The organism is Nocardia sp. Marseille-Q1738, assembly GCF_965283145.1.
In genome coordinates, this window is record NZ_CBDIMS010000004.1 from 502549 (window position 1) to 527581 (window position 25033).

Genomic DNA, 25033 nt, shown 5'->3' on the forward strand with positions numbered 1-25033 from the left:
CAAATCAAGTCCCACTCACCGGGACAGGACGCCCGGATGGCCTGAATTGTCGATTAGGTTGTTCCGATGTTCAGAGCGAGGCTCGGCGTCCGTACCCGGATTCTGGCAATCGCGCTCATCCCGAGCCTGACTCTGCTTGTCGTCGGCGTGGGCGCTGCGAGCTATCTGGTGGCCGAGGGAACGAAAGCGAAGGACTGGGCCGCGGAGAACCAGAAGGCCATCCCCTCCACCAGGGAACTAATGGAGGCGGTCCAACTGGAACGCCACCTCACGCTCACCCAGCTCTCCGGCGACGGCACCGTCGCGCCAGCCCTCGGCGCCGCGCGGGTGCGCTTGGACGCGGCCCTGCGCGGCCTCGTCGAGGCTTCGCAGGGCCTCCGCGACGTCGACGACTCGAAGCTCGGCGACAACGTCGCCAATTTCACCACGCTCACGCAGCACATGACGGCAGTGCGTTCCGGCGTCGACGCGGCCGCGCTACCGCCCTCGGACGCCTACACGTTCTTCAACCGGCTGCTCGACGTGATCTCGGTGGGCACCAAAGTCGCCGAGCAGACCGCACCGGACAGCGAGATCGCCGTCCGCATCGCCACCGGCATGCGGTTGTTCAACGCCAGTGAGGCGATGGCGCGCAGCAACGCACTCGGCGCGATATTCGGCGACGGCACCCATCCCCCACTCATCCCGGCGGAGGAATATCTCCGGCAGATCGGCTTCTACCACACCGAGATCACCGCGCTCAGCGCCGAACTCGAGGGCGCGGAGCAGCAGCACCTCCAAGCGCTGACCGCGGGGACGGCCTGGCAGCAGCTGACCACGATGGAGAACGCCATCGCCCAGCGCGCCATGGCGCCCGTCCCGGCCGCTGCCCCGACGCCAACCGGTTCGACCAGCTCCAGCACGTCCGGCAGCGGCGCGCGTCCCACCGGACCGCCCCCGTTGCCGTTGAGCACGCAGGAATGGCACAGCGCCGCCACCGAAGTCAGCCGCGGCCTCATCGACGCATGGACCGCGCACAACCGGGCCTCGCAGAAACTCGCCGAGGACAAGGCCGCCGCCGCGGCGACCAGGTCCGCCGCCGCGGGCGGCGGCGTGCTCGTGGTCAGCGGGCTGGCGTTTCTCGTCGCGGTGGTCATCGCCAACCGCGTCATTCGCCGGCTGAAGCGGCTACGCGGCCAGACACTCGCACTGGCCGACGAGCGCCTGCCGGAGATGATGCGCAGGCTGCGCGACGGCGAAGCCGTCGATCCCGCGGCCGAGTCCCCCGACCTGGACTACGGACACGACGAGATCGGCCAGGTCGCCAAGGCGTTCCAGCACGCGCACTCCGCGGCCGTCGCCGCCGCGGTGGCCGAAGCCCGCACCCGCGAGGGCGTGAAGGCGGTGTTCCTGAACATCGCGCACCGCAGCCAGATCGTGGTGCACCGGCAGTTGGAGATCCTCGACGAGGCCGAGCAGCGGCAGGAAGACCCGGTCCTGCTCGACACCCTCTTCCGCCTCGACCATCTGGCCACCCGGGAGCGGCGCAACGCCGAAAACCTCACGATTCTCGGCGGCGGCAAGCCGGGCAGGCAGTGGCGCAATCCCGTTGCGCTGGTGGACGTGGTGCGCAGCGCGGTCGGCGAGACTCTGGACTACGCCAGGGTCCGGGTGGCCCGGCTGCCGGAGACCCAGGTGCTCGGCGCCGTGGTCGCCGATCTCATCCACCTGCTCGCCGAACTGGTGGACAACGCCACCTCGTTCTCCCCGCCGCAATCGCGTGTCGAGGTGACCGGCAACATCGTCGGCAAGGGGGTGATGGTCGAGATCACCGATCAGGGCATGGGCATGACCGAGGCCGAGGTGATCAAGACGAACGACATGCTGCGCAACCCACCCGACTTCGGTGTCGCCGCCTTGTCGGCCGACTCCCGGCTCGGGTTGTTCGTGGTCGCCCAGTTGGCCGCGCGCCACGGAATCGCGGTGCGGTTGTCGGATTCCGACTACGGCGGGATCAAGGCGATCGTGATCATCCCGACCGCGCTCATCACGGGCGAGCCCGACACGCCGCCGACACCGGCGGAGCTCACCGATCCGGGCAGTCGCCGCGGCGTCACTGCGACGCTCGCGGGTGCGGCGGATCCAACGCCGACCGGCACGTCCGCGGTGGCCACGCTGGCCGGCGAACTGGCGCCGCCGCGCTACGCACCACGGGCGTTCACCGAGGCGCCGCCCGAACCGGGCCCGGACGGCCGCCCCGCGCTGCCCCGGCGAAATCGACAGACCAATCTCGCACCGCAACTGGCGCAGCCGGTCCAAGAGCAGGCCGCGTCCACGCAGCCCGCACGTTCGGCCGAACAGGCCCGCGATCTGATGTCCGCCATCGAGAACGGGACGCGGCAGGGCCGCCGCGCCGTCATTTCCGATGAACAGGAAGGCTAGGGGTGTCCATTTCTCCCGCAGGTGATCTCAACTGGCTGCTGGACGATCTCGTCGACCGGCTGGCGGGCGTACGCCACGCGGTGGTGCTGTCCACCGATGGTCTACTACTCGGCCGCTCCAGCGGCATGAGCCGCGAGGACGCCGAACACTTCGGCGCGATGTCGTCGGCGCTCTACGGGCTGGCGCGCAGCGCGGGCAACCGGTTCGACGGCGGCGGCGTCCGCCAGGCCGTCATCGAACTCGACCGTGCGGTGCTGTTCGTCACCTCCGCGGGCGACAACGCTTGCCTGGCATTGCAAGCCGCCGAGTCGGCGAATCTCGGCATGGTCGCCTACGAGATGAACCTGACCGTCCAGCGCGTCGGCAGTTACCTGTCCACCACGCCGCGGCAGGACCTCGTCGGACAGGTCGAGCCCAACCTGCCATGACCAACCCGCGTGAGCCCTGGTTCGACGAGGCGGCAGGCCCGCTGGTGCGTCCCTACGCGCTCACGCGCGGACGAACCACCACCTCCGGACCCGAACTGGATATGCTCACGTCCGTGGTCGTGGACAACTCCGCAACCGCCCCGCGACGTTTCGAACCGGAGTACGTGGATATTCTTCGGCTATGCCGGGTTTCACAGACCGTCGCCGAAGTGTCCGCCCATTTGCGGTTGCCGCTTGCGGTGACCAAGATCCTCGTCGGTGACCTGATCGGCGATGGGCAATTGATTTTCCGCGCCCCCGTTCCGACGGAGGCCGGCCCCGATGACCTCAAGATATTGCGAGCGGTACTGGATGGAATCCGTAAAATTTGACCCGAGCGGCACCCCGCAGCTCGCCGCGTCGGTCAAGATCCTCGTCGCCGGCGGGTTCGGCGTAGGCAAGACCACCATGGTCTCGGCGATCAGCGAATGCGCGCCACTGCGCACCGAAGAGCTGATCACCGAGATGAGCACCGGCATCGACGACCTCTCCGGCGTCGAGCAGAAGTCCACGACCACGGTCGCGCTGGACTTCGGCAGGCTCACCATCGACCGCAACCTGGTGCTCTACCTGTTCGGCACCCCCGGCCAGGACCGGTTCTGGTTCCTATGGGACGAGCTGGCGCGCGGCGCGCTGGGCGCCGTGGTGCTCGCGGACACCCGCAGGCTGGGGAATTCCTTTGCCGCCGTGGACTTCTTCGAGCGCCGCGGCCTGCCGTTCATGGTCGGAGTGAACTGCTTCGACGGGGCACCGCACTACACGATCGATGAAGTGCGCGACGCACTCGACCTCGACGCGGTCACCCCGGTGATGCTGTGCGACGCCCGTGACCGCGGCTCGTGCAAGACCGTGTTGCTCACCCTCGTCGAGCATCTGATCCAACGCGCGCAGCGCGTGCAGGTCACCACCTGAGCGGACTGCGCCCGTCCCGGGGCTTCGGCTGAGCTTTCACACCTGCCGCAGCCAGGCCAGAAACAGCAGTGCGCCGCCCACGGCCAGCACCACCGCGGCCGGAGCGGGCCACCACGGACCGTTCCGGCCGAGCAGGCCGCGGGTGAGCCGCACCTGGAACGCGCCGAGTCCGGCCAAGACCAGCAGCCAGACCGGCAGCAAACCGACGCCGAGAACGGCGTGCACCGCCCACGCACCCGCCAACGACGGACCGCCCCAGGACCCTTCGAGATTGTCGCCCGCGATCAGCGGATAGCAGATCCCCCGGATCGCGGCGACGACCGCGAGAAACGCCAGGAACCACGCCAGCAGGCCCACCGCGCCGCTGAGCACCGAGTGCGACACCGACCGTGCGACCGAGAATTTGTGCGGAAGAACGGATTCGCCGAGCATCCGCCGCGGCACCCGCAACCGGGTCGGAATCCGCCGTATCGCCAGCGGCAATGCCCACAGCGCATACCCCGCATACCGAAGGAGTGCCCGAAGCCACGACATAGCGCCGACGGTAGCGCTGTTCGTCCCGCGATTCACCCCAGCAGACCGGCGTTCACCAGATCGTCGAACAGCAACTGGTCGACCGGCGGAACAAGAGCGCGGTCGGCGTAGCGGAACCACGCGACCTCTTCGATTTCGCTGCTGGCGGCGAGCGTTCCGCGATAGTCGGCGGTGTAGCAACTCATCCGCACCACCGCGGCGTCCGCGGGGCCGTCCGCGGCTTCGTAGGTACCCACGTGCGCGACGGTTTCGGGCAGCAGTGCGACGGTGAGCTCCTCTTCGATCTCGCGCACCAGTGTCTGGATATCGCTCTCGCTACCCTCGCGTTTGCCGCCGGGAATATAGAAGACGTCCTTGCCGCGCGGTCTGGCGCACAGGATCCGCCCGTCCTCGATCCGCACCCACGCCACCGTGTCGATCAACTGCCGCACTCGCCCGTCCGCCACCGCCGCAGCCTAACGCCGCATCGCCTGCCGCGCCGCGCGGACACCGATCAGCCGGACGGAAGCAGGGACGCGTCCTTGGCACCCGGCCCGAGGACCGGACGCAGATCGCGGGCGCCGACATGCTCTCCGCACTCGGAGCACACCGGTTCGATGGTCACGAGGTTTCCGCAACCGGTGTGCCGCGTCTGCACCGGCGGACCGTCTGGGGCCGCCCATTCGTCGCCCCATTGGCGCATCGCCGTGACCACCAGCCACAGCGAACGCCCTTTCGGGGTCAGGCGGTAGTCGTAGCGAACCGGGTTGTCCTGGTAAGGCTCCCGGGTGAGCACACCGTGGTCGATCAGATGCTCCAGGCGCTGGGCCAGCACATTGCGGGCTATGCCGAGCCGGGCGCGGAAGTCGTCGAAGCGCGTCACGCCGAACAGCGCGTCCCGCACGATCAGCAGCGTCCACCACTCTCCGACCACCTCGAGGCACTGGGCCAGCGAGCAGTTCATGTCCTCGAAGCTCGTCCTGCGCATACCCGTCAGCATAGTCAGTTGCTTCATAGAACTCACTACCTTATGGTTCGTTTCATGATGCAACTCACTACGCGGACGCTTGCCGAGGAATTCGCGCTGACCGAGACCGGCGACGGTTGGCAGGCGCGAGTCGACCAGACCTGGCGCGGCTGGACCGGACCACATGGCGGCGTGATCGCCGCCCTGCTCGTCGAGGTGGCACGCGCAGCGGCTACCGATCCGCTGCCGGTGCGGGCGGTGGACCTGCGTTTCCTCGGCCGTCCCACGGAAGGCGCACTGAGTTTCCGCGCGACGGAGCACACGGTCGGCCGCAGCACCGCCGTACTGGAGGCGCGAGCCGATCAAGACGGCAGCCCGATCGCCGCGGCCTCCATCACGCTCGGACGCACGGTGGCGACCGGCGTCGACGACTACGCAGGCGACCCCGCGCCGGAGGTACCCGGCCCCGAAGCATGTGCGAAGTTCGCCCTGCCGCCGGAAATCGTGCCGGTAGGAGCTCATTTCGATATCCGCCCCTGCGCCGGACCGCTGCCGCTCACCGGTGCGGACGAACGCATGATGTGCGCGTGGATCAGCCTGGTCCCCGAGCTTCCGACGAATGCGGCGACCCTTGCCATCCTGGCCGACGCGCTGCCGCCCGCCGTGTTCCCCACGCTGCGCGCGCCCGTCGCCGTCCCCACCGTCGCGCAGTCGATGTACCTGCACCGTGAACCTGCCGGACGCCAGCCCGTGCTGGTGCGTGCCACGAATGCCTCCACCGGCGGCGGTTGGTCGGTGGACGACATCTCGATCTGGAACCGGGAGGGCCGGCTGCTCGCCTCGGCCCGGCAGACCCGCCGCGTACTCGGCTGAAACGGAGACAATCGTGAATTCCCCTGCCACGGCCGTGCATCGGCCTGCCGCCGACTTCCGGATCGTGCTCTCCATCGTCTCGGTCGGAGTGCTGCTGTCGAGCCTGGACTTGTTCATCGTCAACGTCGCACTGCCGGATATGGCCGCCGACTTCGCCGGAGCGAAGCTCTCCGGACTGTCCTGGGTGCTCAACGCCTATGCGATCGTGTTCGCCGCGCTGCTGGTCCCAGCAGGGCGACTCGGTGACCGCAGCAGCATCCGCACCACATTTCTGCTCGGGCTCGCGGTGTTCGTCATCGGATCGGCGCTGTGCGCGACCGCGTGGGACGTTGGATCGCTGGTGGTGTTCCGCGTGATCCAGGCGGTTGGCGGCGCCCTGCTGACCCCGGCGTCGCTCGGTTTGGTGCTCGCGGCGAGCCCGCCGCAGCGGCGCGCCGCCGCGGTGCGACTGTGGGTCGCGTTCGGTGGGCTCGGCGCGGCGCTCGGGCCGGTACTGGGCGGTGTTCTGGTCGAATTCGGCTGGCGCTGGGTGTTTCTGGTGAACGTGCCGATCGGGCTGGTCGCGGTCGTTGCCGGACTGCGGATGCTGCCCGACCCGCCCGGTGACGGAGGCAGGCTGCCCGATCTGGTCGGTGCGACGCTGCTGGTCGGTGCGATCGCCACGCTCGTGCTCGGACTGGTCAAGGGCGAGGACTGGGGTTGGTCGGCAGCCGGCGTGCTGGCCGCCTTTGCCGTGGCGGCGATTCTGACAGTGGCGTTCGTCGTCTCCTCGGCCCGCCACGACAGTCCGGTGGTCGACCCGGCGCTGTTGCGCGCCCCCAATTTCGCGCTGATGACCGGCAACGCGGTGTTCTTCAATGTCGCCTTCGGCGCGATGCTGCTGTCGGTGGTGTTGTGGGCGCAGAATGTCTGGGGTTGGTCGGCCCTTCGCACCGGCTTGGCCATCGCGCCGGGACCACTGATGGTGCCGGTGGTGGCAGTCCTCGCGGGACGCCTGATCGGCCGGATCGGCGCCGGGCCGGTCATCGCGGCGGGCGGGATCATCTTCGGCGCGGCCATGCTGTGGTGGGCGCAGGCGATCACCTTGCAACCCGACTACGTCGGCGGGCTACTCGGCGGCATGGTGGTCAGCGGCATCGGTGTCGGGTTGACGCTACCGACCGCCTTCGCGGCGGGAACCAGCGGATTGCCACCCCAGCGATTCGCCACCGGGTCCGCGGTGCTGAGCATGGCGCGACAGATCGGCCTCGCCGTCGGGGTGGCGGTCCTCGTCGCGGTGCTCGGCTCCCCCTCTGGGCCGGAGGCGACGCTCGACGCCTTCCAGCGCGGGTGGTACGTGACAGCAGCGGTCGCCGTGATCGCGGGCCTGATCGGAATTGCCGCCCGAATGCCAGGATCCCCTGTGGCGCAACCGGCTCCGGCCACCGAACCAGACAACGCTATACCCTAGCGCCGGAGTAATCACCAGACGGCCTCCGGGCAGGCTGCCATCGGGCGTTCTTGGTATCTGGACGCCGCGGTCACCACCACGTAGCTGATTCGTCCCGCCCAGTTGTCCGAGGAGTCGCCAGCAGCGATGTTGCCGAGGTTTCCCACATGGTCAGCCAGGTGTTCGGTATGAACCGCAGGATTGGCCGCCGTTGTGGCGACATCGGCAGCATCCTGACTGCCACCGAAGAACGGGTGCCGAGAATCGTTTCCCGACGCCAACGATGGTCCAACTGCGGATCCGGCCGTTCGTGTGCTCGGACCCCTCAGCGATCAGACTCGGCACGAGCACCCCTCGCTGACCGACTCAGCGGCGCATCTCCGGCGAATGCTCCCCTACCCTCGCCATCGTCACAGCCGAGGTCGGCAGATCATCGAACAAGCGCGGCACAGTCGTTGTCGAACGCGGCGCCGTCGAAGCGAGCCTGCAGGAAGCTCTGCGCGGCCGGAGGGAACAGGATTCCGGCCATGAGGTGATCGGCGCCCGGATATTCCATGTAGCGGACCGCGACGTTGCGACGGCAGTAGTCGGCGGCCAGTTCGCGGGTGTCCGCGGCCACTATTACCCCGTCGCCGGTGCCGTCCGCATTACCGGCACCGAGGAGCAGCGGTCCCTCCGGGGTGCCCGCGCTACCCATTCGCCCCTGTTCGATCATCGGCGCGAAAGCCGGGATGGACCGGTAATCCTGGTACTGCTGTTGCAGCAGCTGCTCGATCCGCAGGCCGGGATACTTGGGTCCGTCGGGCGCGCACTTGTCCGCGACTTCGGCAAACACTTGCTTGCCGTAATCCGACAGGTAGGGATCCATATCGATGCCAAATCCCCGCGCCATGCCGGTCATCAGATACGGCAGCAGCGACGCCCACTCCTGTCTGCCGTTGATGTAGTCGACAGTGCTGACCAAGTCGACCGGAAGACCACCCGCCGCGGCGCCCACGATCTCCAGTTCGGGCGCATAGTCAGGCGCCAGTTCCGCGGCGAATACGGTCGGGATCGAACCGCCCGAGAAACCGGACATACCCACCGGGGTCGCCGACGGGGCGCCGAGCGCCGTCAATGCGGCGCGCACACCGTCCAGGGTGGCGTACCCCGATTTGTGTCCCGCGCCGTACGCCCGCTCGGCACCCTCGTAATCGCTTGTGACCACGGTGAATCCGGCTGCGAGGTAGCCTGCGATGATCGGCGTGTCCATGATCGAACCCGGCCCACCGCCGCGCAGCGTGTAGGACGGATCGCACCGCGCGCCGAGCGCGTCGTAGGCGGTCTGATACGAAACCAGCCGAACCGCGCCCGAGGAACCGGGCGGGCGGATCACCGTGGCAACCGTTGCGGCGGGCTCGCCGAGCTGGCCGGTTGTGCGATACAGCAGCTGCGTGGCCGTCAAAGGCAGCTGCACGCCGGTCGGGGCCAGCGCCACGGTCCTGGTCCGCAGCACCGTGCCCGGCGCGATGTCGGCCAGCGGGAGGTCGGCACGGTAGAACGGGTCATCCGTCGGCAGCAGCAGCGCGTCTTCGGCCCGGCCGGCAGGTGCGTCGACAAGTGAAAATATCGGTAGCACAACAAGTGTCGCCAACAGCCCCAGGATGCGTCGCAGACGCGACCGCAGTATCCAACCGCTAGGTAGTCCGCTCATTACGGGACGTCTCTCCTTCGGCTTGTCCCCCAGCCAATTTCGAATTCGCTCCGATCCTATTGATGCCGCACGAGGGTGTCGCGACCATGTTTCTAGTGGCCGTGATCGCGGGCCTGATCGGAACTGCCGCGCGAATGCCAGATGCCCTGTCGTGCAACCAGATCCGGCCACCGAACCAGCCGCCCCCTGATCTGCTGCCAACGGGATTCGTGGCTGGTCGGGCAGACATCAGCTGATGATACTGACCGCACCAGCCCGACCGTAGGTAGGTACGCATGTTGGTCAAACGCACTACTGTCGCTCTCGCGATCACCGCCGCCCTGCTCGGCACCGCTCACACAGCGGCGATCCCGCCGGCACATGCGGCCGGATCAGGCTCGGCAAGCCAGTCCGCACCCGCACCGAATTCCCCATGGCGCAATCTGTGGTGCCTGCTCACCGGCCAGTTCGTCGGCTCGGTGCAACCCCTCTGCTGACCCGTTCGGCGCCCGGCGTACGTGAAAAGGCGTGGCGCCGAGCGGTTTTCGTACAGGCGATAGGCCGTAAGGACCCGGATCGCGTCGGTCTCTCGGCCGGAGCGGCGTCAAGCTGGATCGGCTGATCGATCCGACATCGACCCGTCGGGGGCACGCACGACTTGCCCGCTTTCGGCGGGCAGGCCGGCGGCGATGCCGTTGAGCACATGGGCGAGCCCGTATCGGAAGCGCTCCTCGGGCGGCATATGCGGAACCCGCGCCTGCTCGATCGAACGAGTGAACATCGGGTACTGCCCGGAGACGACGATCTGGGCGACATACGGTCCGACGTAACCACTCATCCATTGGGCCATGTCCATGCCGGTGCGCCGGGCCTGTTCCAGCCATCCGATTTCCCGATGGACGGCGCTGTGGGTGTAGTCGCTCAGCATCCCGACCAGACTGGCGATTACGTCGATGTCCAGTCCGAAGCCGTCGAGTGCGGACATGGCGAACTCCTGCACGCGCAGGGAGTTCGGGCCCAAGGTCGGGCGTCTATTGGCCAGGGCGATCTGCCAGGGATGGCGTAACCCCACCGCCCGCGTTTGCTCGGCGACGAGCGACAAGTCTCGGCGCCAGTCTCCACTGGGCTGCGCGGGAAGGACGATCTCGCCCACGACCGCGTCGATCATGAGGTCGATCAAGTCGTCTCGGCCGGCGACATACCGGTACAGCGACATCGCCCCGGTGCCGAGTTCCGCGGCGATCCGCCGCATGGTCACGCCATCCATGCCCTCCTCGTCGGCGACCTCGACCGCGGCCTGCGTGATCTGGGCCCGGCTGTAGCCAGGCCGACGTCCCCGCCCGGAGCGCTCCGGCTCCTCCGGGCGCATCCAGATCGTCGTGTTCTCCTGGCTCGACATGAACCTCCTCCTTCTCGCGTACATCGTACTTGAATTGCGGTCGCTATATCGAGTACGTTGTACCCGAATTGCTTCACAGCGGACGATAGGACCAGGAATGAATGCTCGACCTACAGTGAGCGACCCCGAACGCGCTGCCAGGGCTCGCCAAGTGGCGACGGAATTCGCCGAAGGGTTACAGCGAGCGAGCGGCGCTGACGAGTACGACTCCGCGTTCGCGGCAGATGTCTTGTGGGGCAGTCCTTTCGGGGCGACCGTGGCGGGATACGCCGAACTGAACGCGATCCATCACCGCCTGATGGCAGCAAAGGTGGCCCCGCCGTCACGATTCGAGGTGGTCGCCACCCTCGCTCCCGCGCCCGGTGTGGTGGTAACACAAATTCGCAGGCAGGCAGCCGATAGTGACGGGTTCTCCGAGATGGCGATGTACGTGCTGGTCGAACGCGATGGCCGGTGGTGGCTGGCGGCGGCGCAGAACACTCCCGTCGGAGTGTCACCGCTGCGGAGTGCAGACACCGACCGCCCTACCGGGCCCGAGCAGAAGGACTGATCACCATGCCATTGAGCGGAGATTACCAACGCGGCACCGCGGAGTGGGCCGCCGACCAAGCCGAACGGATCATGAAATCCGGTGGTACGAAAGGCACGACGATCATGGGCATGCCGGTGGTTCTGCTGACCACCATCGGCAACAAGACCGGCAAACTCCGCAAGACCCCCTTGATGCGGGTCGAGCACAATGGCGAATACGCCGTGGTCGCCTCGCTGGCCGGAGCGCCCGATCACCCGGTCTGGTACTACAACATCGTCGCGAACCCACACGTCGAGTTGCAGGACGGCACCGTAACCAAGGACTACACCGCCCGCGAAGTCTTCGGCGAGGAGAAGGCGCTGTGGTGGGAGCGCGCCACCGCCGCATACCCGCCCTACGCCGACTACCAGCGCAAAACTACCCGCCAGATCCCGGTCCTCGTCCTGACCCCGCGCTAGCGAACCTCCGCTCACGCGTACTTCACGATGCCGCCGCGAGTTGCGCGAGTGAGCGGAGCCCTCAGCTTCTGGTGCCGACGAGTGTTCCGACACGGCCTCGGATCGAACAGCTCGTGGCGGTTACGGGTGTGCGTTACCAGACGTATCCCAAACCTCAGGACTCCGTTGTGCTGTAACACCACAGAATCTTCGCCTCGAGTCGCGCCGGTCGCCCCGCCTGTAAAGAATCTGGCGAGTACGAAAGTGATTGTCCGCCTTGGCATAACAAGCCATATGGTGCGGGCGGGGATGACTGGAGAGAAGTAGCGGTGGTACTGCTGTGGGTCGTTATCGTTGCCATCGTCGTGGTTCTGCTCGGCGGCGCGGCCGCAGCCATGGTGTGGGATCCCAACTCCCGTCGTAATTCACGGGCGTCAGGCAACCGCGCGGCGATGCGGGTCTCGAACACGCGAGCGCAGCACCAAAATTGGCCCCGCCAGTCTTGAGGAATCACCCACCGCAATCGCTCGCCGAGTACGGCACCACGCGAACAGTCTTGTCTGCGTCCGCAATTCGTTCCGGCCGCTTGTCCCATCGGCCCGAGCCGTGCGACGGGGCCGAGATCCTCGCGCAGGACGTGGTTCGATCTTGACGGCGTGGACACGCCGATCACAGCTGAACAGCGGCAGCTACAGTCCAAGTCCCCAGCGCTAGCAGGCACAATATCGAGCCGATGATTGCCACTGCCGTGCCTCGTCGCGGCCCGATGCATCCGAGAACGCCGAAGATGAGGCCGGGCAGCGCAAACACATATGCCAGGTACTGGCGAACCTCCCACAGGTCGATCGGGAGAAAGGGGACGACCAATCCGGCAACCCCGAGAACCAGTGCGATCACGGCGAATCCGAATCCCTTGGCCGGCGCGGGCGCGTTCGGCACATTCTGGGACCACGCTGACGGTGGAACGTCGCGGAACTGAGGCGGCTGATTCAAGGGCCGCCCGAATTGGTCCAGGTACGGCGATTGCCGACTCTGCAGGGGTGGCGGGCTCGGTGGCCGCGGACCGAAGTCGGGGCCGGGTACGTGCGGATCGTTCGGCACCGACCGAGCATATCGGTGTGCGACCTTCCCAGTCAGCGTCTGAGCGGTGAAAATTCAGCTGTCGACGTCCCGTGCACGCACCGCGTCTAGCCCCCAGCCGCCGCGAGCGCGGAACGCGCGAAGGCCGCATCGGCGCCCGAGGGGATGGCTTGCAGCACGGTCACGGAACCGTCGGTCCCGCACATGTACACCGTGCCGAACAGTTCGAAGGGATACGGGTCGAGTCGTATGGTGCGGTCGTCCATGATGAGGTGCCGGTCAGTTGGTGACCATGCACGTGGGTCGTAGACGATGCGCCATATCGGCCCGGTCCGTGGCTGGAGCTCGATGATCAGATCAGGAAGCTCGGTAATGAGGTTGCTCGATCGTGGCCACCAGACCACATCGATGTAGCTGCTCGTATCGGAGTCCGGACGCAGACGTAATCGTGGGGTATGTGTGGGCGTGCGGCGAAGCGGTGCCGGATGCACATTCGTCGAAAGTGGCGTCATCAGACGCTCCTGTCACGGCCTGTCCGAAGACCGGATTATCGAACCGGGGACGGCGCGACCTCTGCCGGCCAGCGCGCATGATACCACCGAATACTGTCGAGCCTACACGCATGTGTGGCCGCCCGGCGTGGGCGGTGGAAGGGACGAGGCACCGGTCTGGCAACCCCGTCCAGTGGGCTGGGCGTGGGCGCTGGATCAGTGTGGCGTGTTGCGGCGGGCGAGTTGGTCGGCAGTGAAGTCGGCGGTCCACACCGGTTGCAGCATGTGCCAGTCGGCCGGGTGCTCGGCGATTCCTGCGGCGAACCGATCGGCCAGCGCCTGAGTCGTATGCTGCACTCCGCCAGCGGTGTCGATCGGGGCGCCGACGTGGAATCCCCAGCCGTCGGGCGTGAACCAGCAGTGCACCGGTAGCAGTGGTGCACCGGTGTCGGTCGCCAGCCGGGCCGGACCGGCCGGCATGCGGGCCGGTTCGCCGAAGAAGGTGACCGGCACGCCCGTGCCGGACAGATCGCGTTCACCGAGCAGCCCGACTATCCGCCCCTGCCGAAGCCGCGCGGTCAGCTGCTCGAACGGTGGTGTCGCGGCACCGGTGAGCGGGACGATCTCGAAACCCAGACCTTCACGGAACCGGACGAAGCGCCGGAACAGCGATTCCGGGTTGAGCCGCTCGGCCACGACGGTCGGTGAGCCCACCCGCTGCACCAGCCAGACTCCTGCCATGTCCCAGTTGCCGCTGTGCGGCAAGGCCAGCACCGCCCCGCGTCCACGCTCGACCGCCTCGTAGATGTGTTCGAGCCCGGTGGCCGAGGATTCGATGATATCGGCCAGCCGTACCGGATTCATCGACGGCAGCCGGAACGCTTCGCGCCAGTAACGAGCGTAGGAGCGCAGGCTCGCGTGCACGAGGTGGTCGGGTACACCCTCCGGCACGGTGGACAGTACCCGGGCCAGATTGCGCCGCAATTGGTGCGGTCCCCCGTCGCGGGCCGCGCGATCCGCCGCGATGTCGAACATGCGGATCGCCCACCGCTGCGGCAGAGCACGCACCAGCCGCCAACCGGCCGCGTACCCGAGATCCCAGGCTCGGGCCTTCGGGTTCACTGATCGGTGCCAACCGTTACGGCGGCATCATCCGCGGCCGCGGCACCCGATACAGCGCTGCTGAACACCGGTCGGCACACCACGCCCGCACCGGCCTGTGCGGAGGTGGCGGCGGGTTCCTCGAGGTGACTGAACAGGCTCGGCGACGGTAGAGATTTGCGATTCATCCCTGAAGTGTCCTCCCATCTACCGAAAACAGCACAATGAACGCCTGGAACGTGAGCGTGTCGACGTAGACGATCGGACGATGGGGCCGAGTTCGTTACGGCACATGCAATCAGCTCAGCGTTCGACGCTTTTCCCGTCTGCGTGCTGATGCGGGGTACCGGCTGGAGAGTGAGTGGGGTGGTTCGTTTGCCAACCCAAACCTGCGAGGACGATGCCCAGGCCGCCACGGAATTCGATTTCGGGATCGCTGTCGAGGACAGCTCGGGAGATCTCGATCAGCTTCGCGAACCGGTCCGACGGCAGCGCCGCGATTCGGTCGGTGATGGACATGAGGTCTTCGCCGCGCTCGGTGGAGAGCGGACCGGTGAGTTCGGCTTGCGCGAATCCGGTGATGAACGCCGACACCGCGCGGAAGGCGATGAGTAGTTCCCCGCCTGATCGGCCACTACGGGCCAGAGCGCGCAGCAACGCCTCCGCGGGTGCGAGCGTCGTTTCGTCGAAACTGCGCCGGGTCAGTACCAGCGGGATAGCGTGCGGATGGGCACGCGCGGTGCGCCAGAGTCCTTCCGCGATCGCGGTTACCTCCTGCCCCCACTCCGCATCCGGCTCGACGGACCATCGCGCTTCGGCCATCACGGCTTCCGTGACGAGACGCTCGAGCCCCTCGCGCCCGTCGACGTAGTTGTAAATCGTCATCGCGCCGGTGCCCAGTGCGGCAGCGAGGCTGCGCATCGTGAGCCCGGCGAGTCCGTGCTGGTCGACCAGCGCAAGAGCCGCGGCCCGCAGTTGCTCATGGGTGAACTTTCTGGGCGCAGGCAACACCCCTCCTTGTTTAAGTACGTCGTACGTGTTTAACTGTCGTCGTTAACGTACAACGTACTTGAATCGAGATATGATGACCATCCGTACCAGCTTTCCGTCCGGTCGTGACGAGTGCGCCGCCTGGCTGACCCTGCCCGATGGGCCAGGCCCGCATCCGGTGGTCGTGCTCGTGCACGGCGGGGGCGCGACGCACGAGATGATGCTCAGCCAGTACGAGAAGTGGTTCTCGGCGGCCGGGCTGGCCGTGGTGGCCTTCGACTTTCGTTACCTCGGCGAATCGGGTGGCCGACCGCGGCAGCTGGTCAGCCAGCGCCGTTACGCCCGCGACGTCGACTCCGCACTCGCCTTCGTCCGATCCCGTCCCGAACTCGACTCGGCGCGCGTAGCGCTGTGGGGAACGTCTTTCGGGGCCAGCCACGTGGTCGCTGCCGCAGCCCGCCACCCCGAGCTGGCCGCGGCAGTCGTGCAATGTCCCGTCCTCAGCGGGCGGGCCATCGTCGCCCGAGCCGGAGTGCGGCACCTTCTACGGTTCACCGTGCCGATACTGTCGGACCTGGTTCGCGCCACACTGCATCTGCCACGGCGGTACGTTCCGCTGGTCGGCAAGCCGGGTGAGTTGGCATTCGTCAACCAGCCCGGGGCGCTGGAGGGCTGGCAGTCGGTGACCCCGCCGGGCAACCGGTTCGACAACCGGATCACGGCCGCTTCGGGACTGGGCATGCTGTTCTACAACGCAGCGGCAGCGGCTCCTCGCGTGCGATGCCCGTTGCTGATCTGTGCGTGCGACCGCGAGAACCTCATCGACCCCGCGATCGTGGAACGAGTCGCCGCGACCGTGCCCCGGGCCGTCCTCGAGCACTACGACGCCGACCACTTCACCGTTTACCATCCGCCGCACGTCGAACGGATCGTCGCCGATCAGATCGCTTTTCTTCGCACCCACCTGCAGCCGGGCGCGTAACGAGAGGAGATGACCGTGCAACGAATTCACGATCTTCTCGCCGACAAGATTCAGAAATCCAGCCTGGACAGCAACCCACGAGTCCCGAAGTGGCCTGAGAAATAGCAGGGCGCCCGGCATCCGTGAGATGCCGGGCGCCGAACGGGTTTACCCGCGACCCCGGATCAGCGGCTCAACCGCTGGAATCGCCGCACCGCCAGCGGCAGGAAGATCGCGGTGATGATCAACGGCCACACCACCGCCATCAGCAGCGAGTGCTGCTCCACCCAGGAATCACCGCTGCCCACCGGCGTGCCGAACAGCTCGCGGGTCGCCGCCACCGTGGACGAGATCGGGTTCCATGCCGCGATGACGCCGAGCCAGTCCGGCATCAATTGCGGCGCAACGAAAATGCTCGAGATCATGGTGAGCGGGAAGGCGACCGCGAACAGTCCGCCCGCGGCCTCCGGGTTGGGGACGAGCAAACCCAGCCACACGCCCACCCAGATCAGCGCGAATCGCAGCAACAGCAGCAGCCCGAATGCCGCCAGGCCGCGCAGTACGCCGCCCTCGGGGCGCCAGCCGATCACCAAGGCGGTCAGCATCAGGATGGTCAGCTCGGCGCAGGCGACGATCAGATCGGTCACGCCGCGCCCGGACACCACCGCCGACGACGCCATCGGCATCGAGCGGAAGCGGTCGATGACGCCGTTGGTGGCGTCGTAGACGACCACCGTCGCGGTGTTGACGAACCCGAAGGCCATCGTCATCGCGAACATCCCCGGCATGAGGAAGCTACGGTAGTCGCCGCCGCCCGGCACGCTCATCGCGCTGCCGAACACGTACCCGTACAGCAGCACCGACAGAATCGGGAACCCGAGCTGCCACGCGATGTTCACGGGCTGGCGCTGGTAGTGGGTCAGGCCGCGGCGCACCATGTTCCAGCAATCGGCGAGCGCCCAGTAGGCGCGCGACCGCGAGCGGCTCGGGGTGAGATCGATCGTGCCCATCAGGCCGCCTCCTCGGTGGTGGTGCGGTGTCCGGTCAACTGGAGGAAGACCTCGTCCAGGCTCGGCCTGCGCAGGCCGATGTCCTCGACGTCGATTCTTTCGTCCTGCAGGGTGCGCGCGACCTCGGTGAGCGCCGCCACCCGATCGGTGACCGGCGCCGACACGCGCAACTCGACGTTGTCGGTCTCCGGCTCGCCCTCGCACACCCGCGCCACCACCTTGGCGACAGCGGGAAGGTCGGCGACGTCCGCGGCCACGACCTCGATGCGGTCGCCGCCGACCGTGCTCTTCAACCCGTCCGGGGTGTCGTCGGCGATGGCGCGGCCGTGATCGATGACGGTGATCCGGGAGGCGAGTTTGTCCGCCTCCTCGAGGTATTGGGTTGTCAGCAGCACCGTGGTGCCATCGGCGACCAAGGCGCGCACCGATTCCCAGACCTCGCCGCGGCTGCGCGGGTCCAGACCTGTGGTGGGCTCATCGAGGAACAGCACATCCGGCGCGAGGATCATCGACGCCGCCAGGTCGAGCCTGCGGCGCATGCCGCCGCTGTACTTGCCGACACCGCGGTCACCCGCCTCGGTCAAGTCGAAGCGCTCCAACAGTTCGGTGGCCCGTTGCTCGGCGCGCCGGCCGCCGAGATGGAACAACCTGCCGAACATCTCCAGGTTCTGCCGTCCGGTGAGCACCTCGTCGACGGCCGCGTACTGGCCGGTCAGCCCGATGCGCGCCCGTACCTCGCGCGGATTGCGCGTCACGTCCAGCCCGGCCACGCTGGCGCGACCGCCGTCGAGCCGGACCAGCGTCGAGAGGATGCGCACCGCGGTGGTCTTGCCCGCGCCGTTGGGGCCGAGCAGCCCATGCACCGTGCCACGGCGCACGGTCAGATCGAATCCGTCCAGGGCCCGCTTGTCCCCATATCTCTTTTCCAGTCCTTCGGCGAGGACCGCGAAATCGTTCACTACTTACCTTCCCGTGACGTACGCAAAACTGAGTACAACGTACTCGGATCAGAGTACAATGTACCCAGTTTCTTGCCAAGCGGATAAGCTGACCTCCATGACCAGCGCGGAGACCAGCGGCAGCGGCGACATCGCCCGCACCCTCGACCTGCTCTGGGGCTCGGGCCCCCGGCCGAGTCGCGGGCCGAAACCCGGTCTGTCCCTGGATCGGATCGTCGACGCGGCGATCGCGGTGGCCGACGCCGAGGGGCTCGGCGCGGTGACCATGCGGCGAGTGGCGACCGAGCTCGGCACCGGCACCATGTCGCTGTACCGATACCTGCCCGGCAAGGCCGAACTGCTGGATCTGATGCTGGACAAGGTGCAGCGTCCCGTCGACGGCCCGGCCGAAACCGTCGGCGGATGGCGCGCCGCGCTGGAAAACCTTGCCTACGAGTCGCTCGCGTTGTACCGGCGGCACCCGTGGCTGACGGGCGTGAACCAGTCGCGGCCGGTGCTGGGACCGGGCGCGGTCGAAGGCATGGAGAAGGTGCTCGGCGCGATCCGGCCGATGGGTTTGCCCGATCGCGAACTCGTCTCGGTGGTCATCATGATCTCCGGTTACGTGCTCGGCGTCGCCCGCACGCAGCTGTATGAGCAAGAGGCCGAACGCAAGACGGGCATGACCGACGCGGAATTCTGGCAGGCGCAGGTCCCTGTGCTCGACCAAGCCATCGCCAGTGGCCGCTATCCCGTCATGGCCGCCCTCTCGGACGACGCGTTCTCCCCTGATTTCGACCACTTCGGCTTCGGCCTACAGCGGATCCTCGACGGGCTGGAACATTATGTCGCCCAACGTGCCAGCACGGCGCCGCCCGCCCCCTGACCCCCTGACCCAGCAGTTCCGCTTCCAATGTGCCCGCCCGACGAGTGGTACACGGCTGCGGCAAAACGCGAGTAAGCCCCTCCATGGTGTGCCACTCGCCAGAACCGCAGACCTACCGCGCCGGACGCACTGTGAGCGTCTCGCGTCCTGCCGCGACCGCCATGTGCGCGACGGCGGCGTCGAGCCCCTGCTCAGGCAGCGGCGCGCCGTCGAACATGGCGATTTCCACGGCGTCGTCGGCGAGTTCCCATGTGCCGGCGATGCGTCCGCCCACGACGACGATCGGTGAGATCCACCCCGCGGTGCGGCTCACTTTCGACCGGTGCGCCGCTGGCAGCAGCATCGTGTCGCCGGTGCCCGGCCCCAGCACGTACTGATCGAAGGCGCCGAGCAGATGCACCGACGTGTTCGGCGCGGTGGCGGCGAGCGCGTCCACCTGGTCGGTCGGCAGGAAGGCGCGGCGGCCCTCCACGTCGACCTCGGTGAGCCGATCGCCCAGGTCGACGAACCACCGCCGCAGCATCGTTTTGCGCAGGCTGTTGCGGCTGAGCCAGGCGTCGAACGTCTCCGGGGTCGCCGGGCCGTTGGCGCCCAGGTAGGCGAGGATCGCCAGGGGCGCCGCGGCATCCGGCTCCGGTAGGCCCGGCCAGTCACGGACCAGATGGGCGGGACTGGTGAACGTCACCTTGGCGCCCCGGGCGGGGCCGTGGCACAGCGCGCCCTGCCAGGCCAGCGGTTTGAGCAACGCGCCCCAGCCCGAGCGCAATTCCGCACCGAGCCGGTGGAATCCGGGATCGGACACCAGCGCCTCCACCAGTTCCTCGCGGGTGAGCACCGCACCGTCGAGCACCTCGGCGACTGCCTCGGTCAGCGCGGCGACCTCCGCGGGCGAGGCGCCGAAGTTCTTCTGCCAGGACGGCTTCGCCCAGGTCCGTGCCGAGCCGATGAGCGCGAGGCACGCGGCGGCCAGCACCGGGGTCAGCGCGTGCAGGGTGCCGCGCATCGCCCAAGTCTTCATCAGGATGCCATCGTCGAGAGCGTGAACCAGCGCGCCCGGCTCCGGCTTCGTACTGCGCAGCGCCACCGCCAGTTCCGCGGCGGACGTGACCTGCGCCTGCACCCCGCACAATCGGTCGGCGATCTCGACCGCGCCGTCTGCACGGGACTCCACGTAGTGACGGCTCAGCCGCCACGCGAAGACCTGGTCCCAGGTGACCCGCACTCGCGCTCCTCTTCCACTCAGCTCAGCAGTGCGCCGAAACCGGCGACGACCACGGCCGTCAGCGCGGACCCTGCCACCGTCATCGCGATCACGCCGACCAGCGCGGTGCTGGTCGTGACCCACCGGAGCGCACCGACGGGGTCGGCCAGTCGCTCGGCCCGCGCCAGCACCGCGGTGCCCGCGGCCGCCAGGGCGCCAGACGGCGCGGGCTCGGCGATGCCGACGATCGCCAGCAGCCCGCCCAGCAGCGAGAGCGAGCCGTGCTCGCCGGCGGCCTTGTCGTCGGCGCACATTTCCAGCAGCCTGGCGATCTCGGCCGCGCCGCCGGTGAACAACCGCAGGCCGGGCAGGGTGGTGGCGATCGCTCGCAGCACCGCGGTCAACGCCGCGTGCCTGCCGGACAGGTGCGCGCGTTCGTGGGCGAGAACCGCGGCGAGCTGATCCGCGCTCAGCGCGTCGAGCGCGCCGGTGGTGACGACGATGGTGTCGGGACCGGGCACGCAATACACTTGTCGCTCCGGCGAATCCAGCACAACGGCGCCGATTCCCGGGACCCTCCTGCCGACCAGACGCACCGCACGCGCATGGACGCTGGTCCGCCTGCGCATCTGCAACGCCACCCGCGACGCACGCACGACCAGCGCGACCGTGCCGGTTGCCACCAGCGCCGCCGCCGCGAAGGTGGCCGCTCGAGTGGCCGCGGCGCCGTGCAGGTGCATCGGCGTCCACAGGAACGCGAAGCAGGCCCGCAGCGCGTCCTTCGGATGTCCCCAGTAGGTGGCGAATTCGACGGTCACCAGCATCACCGCGATCCCCCACGCGCTCAGCGCGCCGACGATCGCGACCAGCCAGGCGATCACGCCCAAGCGCGGTGCGATGCCGCGATGGGTCAGACTGCGCAGCACGGGCGGACCGAGGGTCGCCACGACGCTGCCGTACAGCATCAGCGTAATGACCAGGCTCACGGTACTTCTGGTGTCTTGCGCGCCGCCAGTCTGCGCAGCGCGGCACGCAACCCGGCCGACTCCTCGGCGCTGATCCGGTCGACGAAATGACTGAGCACAAGGTCCGAGCGTCCGCCGGAGCCGAGCGCCTCCAGCATGAGCCGGGCGCTGTGCTCCTCCCTGGTGAGCGTCGGCCAGTATCGGTAGGCCTTGCCCGCGCGTTCGCGCGCCAGCCAGCCCTTGCGGTGGAGGTTGTCCATGGTCGACATGACCGTGGTATAGGCGATGTCCCGCTGAGCCGACAGTTCGTCGAAGATCTCGCGCACCGTTGTGTCCTCTGCGTCCTGATCCCAGATGCGGTCCATGATCACCGCCTCTAGGTCCCCGAATCCTCGCACCATACCGACTCCCTCATCCGCGCTGTGCCCTGTCGTGGGGACAGGGTACCGGCCAGGGCCGATTACTACGTAGGTAAGTAGTAGATCCGGCCACGGCCGCACGGTAGAGCCGGCACCTGTCGTAGGCCTATGCGAACATATGTTCGTGTCCGATGTCTCCGTCTCCCGATCCGGCAGGCCCCGGATTCTCGCGCGGGCGGACGCATCGATCCTGCATGCCGACCTCGACTCGTTCTATGCCTCGGTCGAGCAGCGTGATGACCCGCGGTTGCGCGGCAGGCCGGTGATCGTCGGCGGCGGCGTGGTGCTGGCGGCCAGCTACGAAGCGAAGGCGTTCGGCGTTCGCACGCCGATGAACGGCGGTCAGGCGCGCCGGCTGTGCCCGCAGGCGATCGTGGTGCCTCCGCGCATGTCCGCTTACGCCGAGGCGAGCAAGGCGGTCTTCGAGATATTCCGCGACACGACTCCGGTCGTGGAGGGCATCTCCATCGATGAGGCGTTCCTCGACGTCGGCGGGCTGCGCCGGATCGCGGGTGAGCCGGTAACCATAGCGGACAAGCTGCGCGCGGAGGTTCGCGATCGGGTCGGCTTACCCATTTCGGTGGGCATCGCTCGCACGAAGTTCCTCGCGAAGGTGGCCAGCGCCGTCGCGAAACCCGACGGGTTGCGGCTGGTGCCGCCGGACGGCGAACTGGACTTCCTGCACCCACTGCCGGTCGAAAGACTCTGGGGCGTCGGTGATGTCACCGCCCGCACGCTGCACGAGCACGGCATCACCCGGGTCGGTCAACTGGCCGAGCTGGGCGAGAGCCCGCTGCGGGCGATCCTCGGCCCCGCCGCCGCCCGCCACCTCTACGCGCTGTCCTGGGCGCGCGACCCACGCCGGGTGGAAACCGGCAGGCGCCGCCGCTCGATCGGCGCCCAGCGGGCCCTCGGCCGCCGCCACCGTCCGCCCGACGAGATCGAGGCCTACCTGCACGGCCTCGCCGATCGGCTGGGCAGGCGTCTGCGCGCCGCCGACCGGGTGTGCCGAACCGTGGTGCTGCGCTTGCGTTTCGACGATTTCGCCCGTGCCACCCGCTCACACACCCTCGCCGAGGCCACCGACCACACCGACACGATCCTGCATGCGGCCCGCACCCTGCTGGCCGGGGCCATGCCGATGATCCAGGAGCGCGGCCTGACGCTGATCGGCCTGGCGCTGACCAACCTGGACGACGCCGACACCATCCAACTGACCCTCCCCTTCGAGCCCCGCGCCATCAACACCCTCGACGCAACCCTCGACGACCTGCGCAAACGCTTCGGCTCCAGCGCCGTAACCCGCGCCGCCCTACTCAACCGCGGCGAGGGCCTTTCGGTCCCACTGCTCCCCGACTGAACCCCGCCCGGCCGCTCAGTACGAGCGCTTCGGCCGCTTGTCCATCAACCGGAGGATCAGCGGGGTGAAGATCAACTGCATGGCCAGCTCCATCTTGCCGCCGGGCACCACGATGCAGTTCGTCCGCGACATGAACGAGTCGTGCAGCATCGACAGCAGATAGGGAAAGTCGATGACCTTCGGGTCCGCGAACCGGATCACCACGAAGCTCTCGTCCGCCGTCGGAATGGTTCGCGCGATGAACGGGTTCGAGGTGTCCACGGTGGGCACCCGCTGGAAGTTGACGTAGGTGCGGGAGAACTGCGGGCAGATATAGGTGACGTAGTCCGGCATCCGCCGCAGGATGGTGTCGATCACCGCCTCGCTCGAGTAGCCGCGCTCGGTCTTGTCCCGGATCACCTTCTGGATCCACTCCAGGTTGATGATCGGCACCACGCCGACCAGCAGATCGGTGTACCGGGCCACATCCACCGTCGCGGTGACCGCGGCACCGTGCAGGCCCTCGTAGTACAGCAGATCACTGCCCGGTGCCAGCTCCTCCCACGGTGTGAAGGTTCCCGGCGGCTGCCCGTACGGCTTGGCTTCCGTCTCGTCGTGCAGGTACCGGCGCACCGTCCCGACCCCGGTCTCGCCGTAGTCGCGAAACAGCGTCTCCAGTTCCTTCAGCAGGTTGGCCTCCTCACCGAAATGCGAGAACCGCAGATTGCTGTTCTGCTCCGCCTCGGCCATGGCCAGCTTCATCTCGTTGCGGTCGTAGCGGTGGAACGAGTCGCCTTCCACGATGGCCGCGTTGATGCCCTCGCGGCGGAATATCTCCTGGAATGTCCGTGTCACGCTGGTCGTTCCAGCGCCGGAGGACCCGGTGATCGCGACGACGGGATGCTTGACCGACATGGATTCTCCTCTTCAGCGTCGAGCCGGACGAAACAGCGACCGGGTCCCGAACAGCGAGGTGTCGAAGCTGGGTCCCTCATCGGGTTCGCGGTGGTAACGCTCGATGCGCTCGACTTCGTTGCGGGAGCCGAAGATCAGCGGCACCCGCTGGTGAACGTGATCCGGCACCACCTCCAGCACCCGCTCACTGCCGGTGGTCGCCGCGCCCCCGGCCTGCTCGACGATGAACGCGATCGGATTGGCGCCATAGAGCAACGCGACCCGCCCCGGGCGCGCGGGCGGCCGCGCGTCGCGCGGATACAGGTAGACCCCGCCGCGGGTGAGGATGTGAAAGGTGTCGGCGACCAGTGACGCCACCCAGCGCATGTTGAAATCCCGGCCCCGCGGACCGTCCACGCCGTCCAGGCACTCCTGCACATAGCGGCGCACGGGCCGCTCCCAGAACCGCTCGTTGGCCGCGTTGATCGCGAAACCCGAGGTGTCCTCCGGGATACGCATCCGCGGATGGGTCAGCACGAACGCACCGATCTCGCGATCCAGGGTGAACCCGTCCACCCCGCTGCCGGTGGTCAGCACCAGCATGGTCGCGGGCCCGTACAGGGTGAACCCCGCGCATACCTGCTCGACGCCCGGCTGCAGGAAATCGTCCGCTGTGGGAGTGCTCGCCGTGCCCTTGCCCCGTACCCGGGCGGGTGCGCGGAGCACGCTGAAGATCGTCCCCACCGGCAGGTTCACGTCGATATTCGACGATCCGTCCAACGGATCGAACGCCAGCAAGTACTTTCCGCGCCGATGGACGTCGGGCACCGGGTGGATCTCGCTGATCTGCTCCGACAGCAGCCCCGAAAGATGACCGGTCCATTGGGTTTCGGCGACAATGATGTCATTGGCGATCGCGTCCAGTTTGCGGTGCACCGTCGGTGGCAGATTGTCCGGCTCCGACGCGCCGATCGATCCGACGATCGCACCCCTGGTGACCTGATTGGCGACGATCTTCGTCGCGGTCGCGATCACGTTCACCAGCGCGGAGAACTCACCGGAGGAGCCGGGATGGCGGTGCTCCTGCTCGATGGTGTAGCGGGTGAGGGTCTTCAGTCCTTCTGGCATAGCGCCTC

General features: G+C 67.8%; 27 protein-coding genes. 11 read left to right on the forward strand and 16 right to left on the reverse strand.

The features are described 5' to 3' along the window. The first annotated feature begins 66 nt into the window (after positions 1–66). Genes ACWPXK_RS18950 through ACWPXK_RS18965 form a run of 4 tightly spaced genes read left to right on the forward strand, consistent with a single transcriptional unit; the run spans position 67 to position 3800 of the window. The gene (locus ACWPXK_RS18950; RefSeq protein WP_454197462.1) at positions 67–2421 is read left to right on the forward strand and encodes a sensor histidine kinase; all 2355 of its coding nucleotides are present in this window, start codon (positions 67–69) and stop codon (positions 2419–2421) included. Between the two features lie 2 nt (positions 2422–2423). Then, a complete protein-coding gene (locus ACWPXK_RS18955) occupies positions 2424–2849 on the forward strand; it encodes a roadblock/LC7 domain-containing protein (RefSeq protein ID WP_040778785.1) in 426 nt (141 codons plus the stop codon). Next, positions 2846–3220, forward strand: coding sequence for a DUF742 domain-containing protein (locus ACWPXK_RS18960; RefSeq protein ID WP_454197463.1), 375 nt, complete (start codon positions 2846–2848; stop codon positions 3218–3220). Before ACWPXK_RS18955 ends, ACWPXK_RS18960 begins: the two co-directional genes overlap by 4 nt. Then, positions 3201–3800, forward strand: a complete 600-nt coding sequence (locus ACWPXK_RS18965; protein WP_454197464.1) for a GTP-binding protein — start codon at positions 3201–3203, stop codon at positions 3798–3800. The genes ACWPXK_RS18960 and ACWPXK_RS18965 overlap by 20 nt, the downstream gene beginning before the upstream one ends. 36 nt (positions 3801–3836) lie before the next feature. On the opposite strand, the gene ACWPXK_RS18970 is transcribed toward ACWPXK_RS18965, so the two are convergent. The 3 genes from ACWPXK_RS18970 to ACWPXK_RS18980 are packed head-to-tail and all read right to left on the reverse strand — an operon-like array spanning position 3837 to position 5301. Further along, positions 3837–4334 (reverse strand): hypothetical protein, encoded by a 498-nt coding sequence (locus ACWPXK_RS18970; RefSeq protein ID WP_454197465.1) that lies wholly within the window; start codon positions 4332–4334, stop codon positions 3837–3839. A 32-nt stretch (positions 4335–4366) separates the two neighbouring features. Then, positions 4367–4780: an NUDIX hydrolase gene (locus ACWPXK_RS18975; protein WP_454197466.1), complete on the reverse strand. Its 414-nt coding sequence runs from the start codon at positions 4778–4780 to the stop codon at positions 4367–4369. A 47-nt stretch (positions 4781–4827) separates the two neighbouring features. Then, positions 4828–5301 carry a winged helix-turn-helix transcriptional regulator gene (locus tag ACWPXK_RS18980; RefSeq protein WP_454197577.1) on the reverse strand — a complete coding sequence of 158 codons (474 nt, stop codon included), beginning with the start codon at positions 5299–5301 and terminating at the stop codon, positions 4828–4830. A 54-nt stretch (positions 5302–5355) separates the two neighbouring features. Here ACWPXK_RS18980 and ACWPXK_RS18985 point away from each other — a divergent pair, with 54 nt between their 5' ends. Together ACWPXK_RS18985 and ACWPXK_RS18990 are read left to right on the forward strand one after the other, a co-directional pair. Continuing rightward, positions 5356–6153: an acyl-CoA thioesterase gene (locus ACWPXK_RS18985; RefSeq protein ID WP_454197467.1), complete on the forward strand. Its 798-nt coding sequence runs from the start codon at positions 5356–5358 to the stop codon at positions 6151–6153. A 13-nt stretch (positions 6154–6166) separates the two neighbouring features. Beyond that, on the forward strand, positions 6167–7603 hold the full coding sequence (locus tag ACWPXK_RS18990; protein ID WP_454197468.1) for an MFS transporter: 1437 nt from the start codon (positions 6167–6169) through the stop codon (positions 7601–7603). A 409-nt stretch (positions 7604–8012) separates the two neighbouring features. Here the strand turns inward: ACWPXK_RS18990 and ACWPXK_RS18995 are convergent, their stop codons facing one another. Then, positions 8013–9215, reverse strand: a complete 1203-nt coding sequence (locus tag ACWPXK_RS18995) for a lipase family protein (protein WP_454197469.1) — start codon at positions 9213–9215, stop codon at positions 8013–8015. A 643-nt stretch (positions 9216–9858) separates the two neighbouring features. After that, positions 9859–10653 (reverse strand): TetR/AcrR family transcriptional regulator, encoded by a 795-nt coding sequence (locus tag ACWPXK_RS19000; protein WP_454197470.1) that lies wholly within the window; start codon positions 10651–10653, stop codon positions 9859–9861. Between the two features lie 115 nt (positions 10654–10768). Here ACWPXK_RS19000 and ACWPXK_RS19005 point away from each other — a divergent pair, with 115 nt between their 5' ends. Both ACWPXK_RS19005 and ACWPXK_RS19010 read left to right on the forward strand, forming a co-directional pair. Next, positions 10769–11203 (forward strand): DUF4440 domain-containing protein, encoded by a 435-nt coding sequence (locus ACWPXK_RS19005; protein WP_454197471.1) that lies wholly within the window; start codon positions 10769–10771, stop codon positions 11201–11203. A 5-nt stretch (positions 11204–11208) separates the two neighbouring features. After that, complete coding sequence (locus ACWPXK_RS19010) at positions 11209–11643, forward strand: nitroreductase family deazaflavin-dependent oxidoreductase (protein WP_454197472.1); 435 nt, start codon at positions 11209–11211, stop codon at positions 11641–11643. Positions 11644–12809: 1166 nt separating this feature from the next. Here the strand turns inward: ACWPXK_RS19010 and ACWPXK_RS19015 are convergent. The 4 genes from ACWPXK_RS19015 to ACWPXK_RS19030 all read right to left on the reverse strand — a co-directional run bounded on the left by ACWPXK_RS19015 (position 12810) and on the right by ACWPXK_RS19030 (position 15302). Continuing rightward, the gene (locus ACWPXK_RS19015) at positions 12810–13214 is read right to left on the reverse strand and encodes a DUF5994 family protein (RefSeq protein ID WP_454197473.1); all 405 of its coding nucleotides are present in this window, start codon (positions 13212–13214) and stop codon (positions 12810–12812) included. Between the two features lie 195 nt (positions 13215–13409). Then, the gene (locus ACWPXK_RS19020; RefSeq protein ID WP_454197474.1) at positions 13410–14315 is read right to left on the reverse strand and encodes a phosphatidylinositol mannoside acyltransferase; all 906 of its coding nucleotides are present in this window, start codon (positions 14313–14315) and stop codon (positions 13410–13412) included. Beyond that, entirely contained in the window at positions 14312–14482 is a 171-nt protein-coding gene (locus tag ACWPXK_RS19025; RefSeq protein WP_454197475.1) for a hypothetical protein, read from the reverse strand. Before ACWPXK_RS19025 ends, ACWPXK_RS19020 begins: the two co-directional genes overlap by 4 nt. 115 nt (positions 14483–14597) lie before the next feature. Next, a complete protein-coding gene (locus tag ACWPXK_RS19030; protein WP_454197476.1) occupies positions 14598–15302 on the reverse strand; it encodes a TetR/AcrR family transcriptional regulator in 705 nt (234 codons plus the stop codon). Positions 15303–15375: 73 nt separating this feature from the next. Between ACWPXK_RS19030 and ACWPXK_RS19035 the strand changes: the two genes are divergently transcribed. After that, positions 15376–16266: an alpha/beta hydrolase gene (locus ACWPXK_RS19035; RefSeq protein WP_454197477.1), complete on the forward strand. Its 891-nt coding sequence runs from the start codon at positions 15376–15378 to the stop codon at positions 16264–16266. A gap of 164 nt (positions 16267–16430) precedes the next feature. Here the strand turns inward: ACWPXK_RS19035 and ACWPXK_RS19040 are convergent, their stop codons facing one another. Continuing rightward, positions 16431–17255, reverse strand: coding sequence for an ABC transporter permease (locus ACWPXK_RS19040; protein WP_454197478.1), 825 nt, complete (start codon positions 17253–17255; stop codon positions 16431–16433). Then, positions 17255–18214: an ATP-binding cassette domain-containing protein gene (locus ACWPXK_RS19045; RefSeq protein WP_454197479.1), complete on the reverse strand. Its 960-nt coding sequence runs from the start codon at positions 18212–18214 to the stop codon at positions 17255–17257. Before ACWPXK_RS19045 ends, ACWPXK_RS19040 begins: the two co-directional genes overlap by 1 nt. Before the next feature lie 97 nt (positions 18215–18311). On the opposite strand from ACWPXK_RS19045, the gene ACWPXK_RS19050 reads away from it, so the two are divergent. Continuing rightward, positions 18312–19079: a TetR/AcrR family transcriptional regulator gene (locus ACWPXK_RS19050; protein WP_454197480.1), complete on the forward strand. Its 768-nt coding sequence runs from the start codon at positions 18312–18314 to the stop codon at positions 19077–19079. A gap of 112 nt (positions 19080–19191) precedes the next feature. Here ACWPXK_RS19050 and ACWPXK_RS19055 read toward each other — a convergent pair whose 3' ends face one another. The 3 genes from ACWPXK_RS19055 to ACWPXK_RS19065 are packed head-to-tail and all read right to left on the reverse strand — an operon-like array spanning position 19192 to position 21646. Then, a complete protein-coding gene (locus ACWPXK_RS19055) occupies positions 19192–20301 on the reverse strand; it encodes a winged helix DNA-binding domain-containing protein (RefSeq protein ID WP_454197481.1) in 1110 nt (369 codons plus the stop codon). A 17-nt stretch (positions 20302–20318) separates the two neighbouring features. Next, entirely contained in the window at positions 20319–21266 is a 948-nt protein-coding gene (locus ACWPXK_RS19060) for a M56 family metallopeptidase (protein ID WP_454197482.1), read from the reverse strand. Beyond that, entirely contained in the window at positions 21263–21646 is a 384-nt protein-coding gene (locus tag ACWPXK_RS19065; RefSeq protein WP_040778742.1) for a BlaI/MecI/CopY family transcriptional regulator, read from the reverse strand. The genes ACWPXK_RS19060 and ACWPXK_RS19065 overlap by 4 nt, the downstream gene beginning before the upstream one ends. Positions 21647–21782: 136 nt before the next feature. On the opposite strand from ACWPXK_RS19065, the gene dinB reads away from it, so the two are divergent. Continuing rightward, positions 21783–23024 (forward strand): DNA polymerase IV, encoded by a 1242-nt coding sequence (dinB, locus tag ACWPXK_RS19070; RefSeq protein WP_454197483.1) that lies wholly within the window; start codon positions 21783–21785, stop codon positions 23022–23024. A 15-nt stretch (positions 23025–23039) separates the two neighbouring features. Here the strand turns inward: dinB and ACWPXK_RS19075 are convergent, their stop codons facing one another. Then, positions 23040–23918, reverse strand: coding sequence for a phosphoribulokinase (locus tag ACWPXK_RS19075; RefSeq protein WP_454197484.1), 879 nt, complete (start codon positions 23916–23918; stop codon positions 23040–23042). Positions 23919–23930: 12 nt separating this feature from the next. Next, positions 23931–25025, reverse strand: a complete 1095-nt coding sequence (locus ACWPXK_RS19080) for a class 1 fructose-bisphosphatase (RefSeq protein WP_454197485.1) — start codon at positions 25023–25025, stop codon at positions 23931–23933. Positions 25026–25033: the final 8 nt, after the last annotated feature.

Bases quoted from the DNA above. Each gene is read 5' to 3' on its own strand.
- ACWPXK_RS18960 (WP_454197463.1), top strand. From the start codon at position 2,846: ATGACCAACCCGCGTGAGCCCTGGTTCGACGAGGCGGCAGGCCCGCTG.
- ACWPXK_RS19010 (WP_454197472.1), top strand. From the start codon at position 11,209: ATGCCATTGAGCGGAGATTACCAACGCGGCACCGCGGAGTGGGCCGCC.
- ACWPXK_RS19000 (WP_454197470.1), bottom strand. From the start codon at position 10,653: ATGTCGAGCCAGGAGAACACGACGATCTGGATGCGCCCGGAGGAGCCG.
- ACWPXK_RS19035 (WP_454197477.1), top strand. From the start codon at position 15,376: ATGATGACCATCCGTACCAGCTTTCCGTCCGGTCGTGACGAGTGCGCC.
- dinB (WP_454197483.1), top strand. From the start codon at position 21,783: ATGTTCGTGTCCGATGTCTCCGTCTCCCGATCCGGCAGGCCCCGGATT.
- ACWPXK_RS19040 (WP_454197478.1), bottom strand. From the start codon at position 17,255: ATGGGCACGATCGATCTCACCCCGAGCCGCTCGCGGTCGCGCGCCTAC.
- ACWPXK_RS19015 (WP_454197473.1), bottom strand. From the start codon at position 13,214: ATGACGCCACTTTCGACGAATGTGCATCCGGCACCGCTTCGCCGCACG.
- ACWPXK_RS18950 (WP_454197462.1), top strand. From the start codon at position 67: ATGTTCAGAGCGAGGCTCGGCGTCCGTACCCGGATTCTGGCAATCGCG.
- ACWPXK_RS19075 (WP_454197484.1), bottom strand. From the start codon at position 23,918: ATGTCGGTCAAGCATCCCGTCGTCGCGATCACCGGGTCCTCCGGCGCT.
- ACWPXK_RS19025 (WP_454197475.1), bottom strand. From the start codon at position 14,482: ATGAATCGCAAATCTCTACCGTCGCCGAGCCTGTTCAGTCACCTCGAG.
- ACWPXK_RS18970 (WP_454197465.1), bottom strand. From the start codon at position 4,334: ATGTCGTGGCTTCGGGCACTCCTTCGGTATGCGGGGTATGCGCTGTGG.
- ACWPXK_RS19065 (WP_040778742.1), bottom strand. From the start codon at position 21,646: ATGGTGCGAGGATTCGGGGACCTAGAGGCGGTGATCATGGACCGCATC.
- ACWPXK_RS18965 (WP_454197464.1), top strand. From the start codon at position 3,201: ATGGAATCCGTAAAATTTGACCCGAGCGGCACCCCGCAGCTCGCCGCG.
- ACWPXK_RS19050 (WP_454197480.1), top strand. From the start codon at position 18,312: ATGACCAGCGCGGAGACCAGCGGCAGCGGCGACATCGCCCGCACCCTC.
- ACWPXK_RS19080 (WP_454197485.1), bottom strand. From the start codon at position 25,025: ATGCCAGAAGGACTGAAGACCCTCACCCGCTACACCATCGAGCAGGAG.
- ACWPXK_RS18985 (WP_454197467.1), top strand. From the start codon at position 5,356: ATGATGCAACTCACTACGCGGACGCTTGCCGAGGAATTCGCGCTGACC.
- ACWPXK_RS18980 (WP_454197577.1), bottom strand. From the start codon at position 5,301: ATGCGCAGGACGAGCTTCGAGGACATGAACTGCTCGCTGGCCCAGTGC.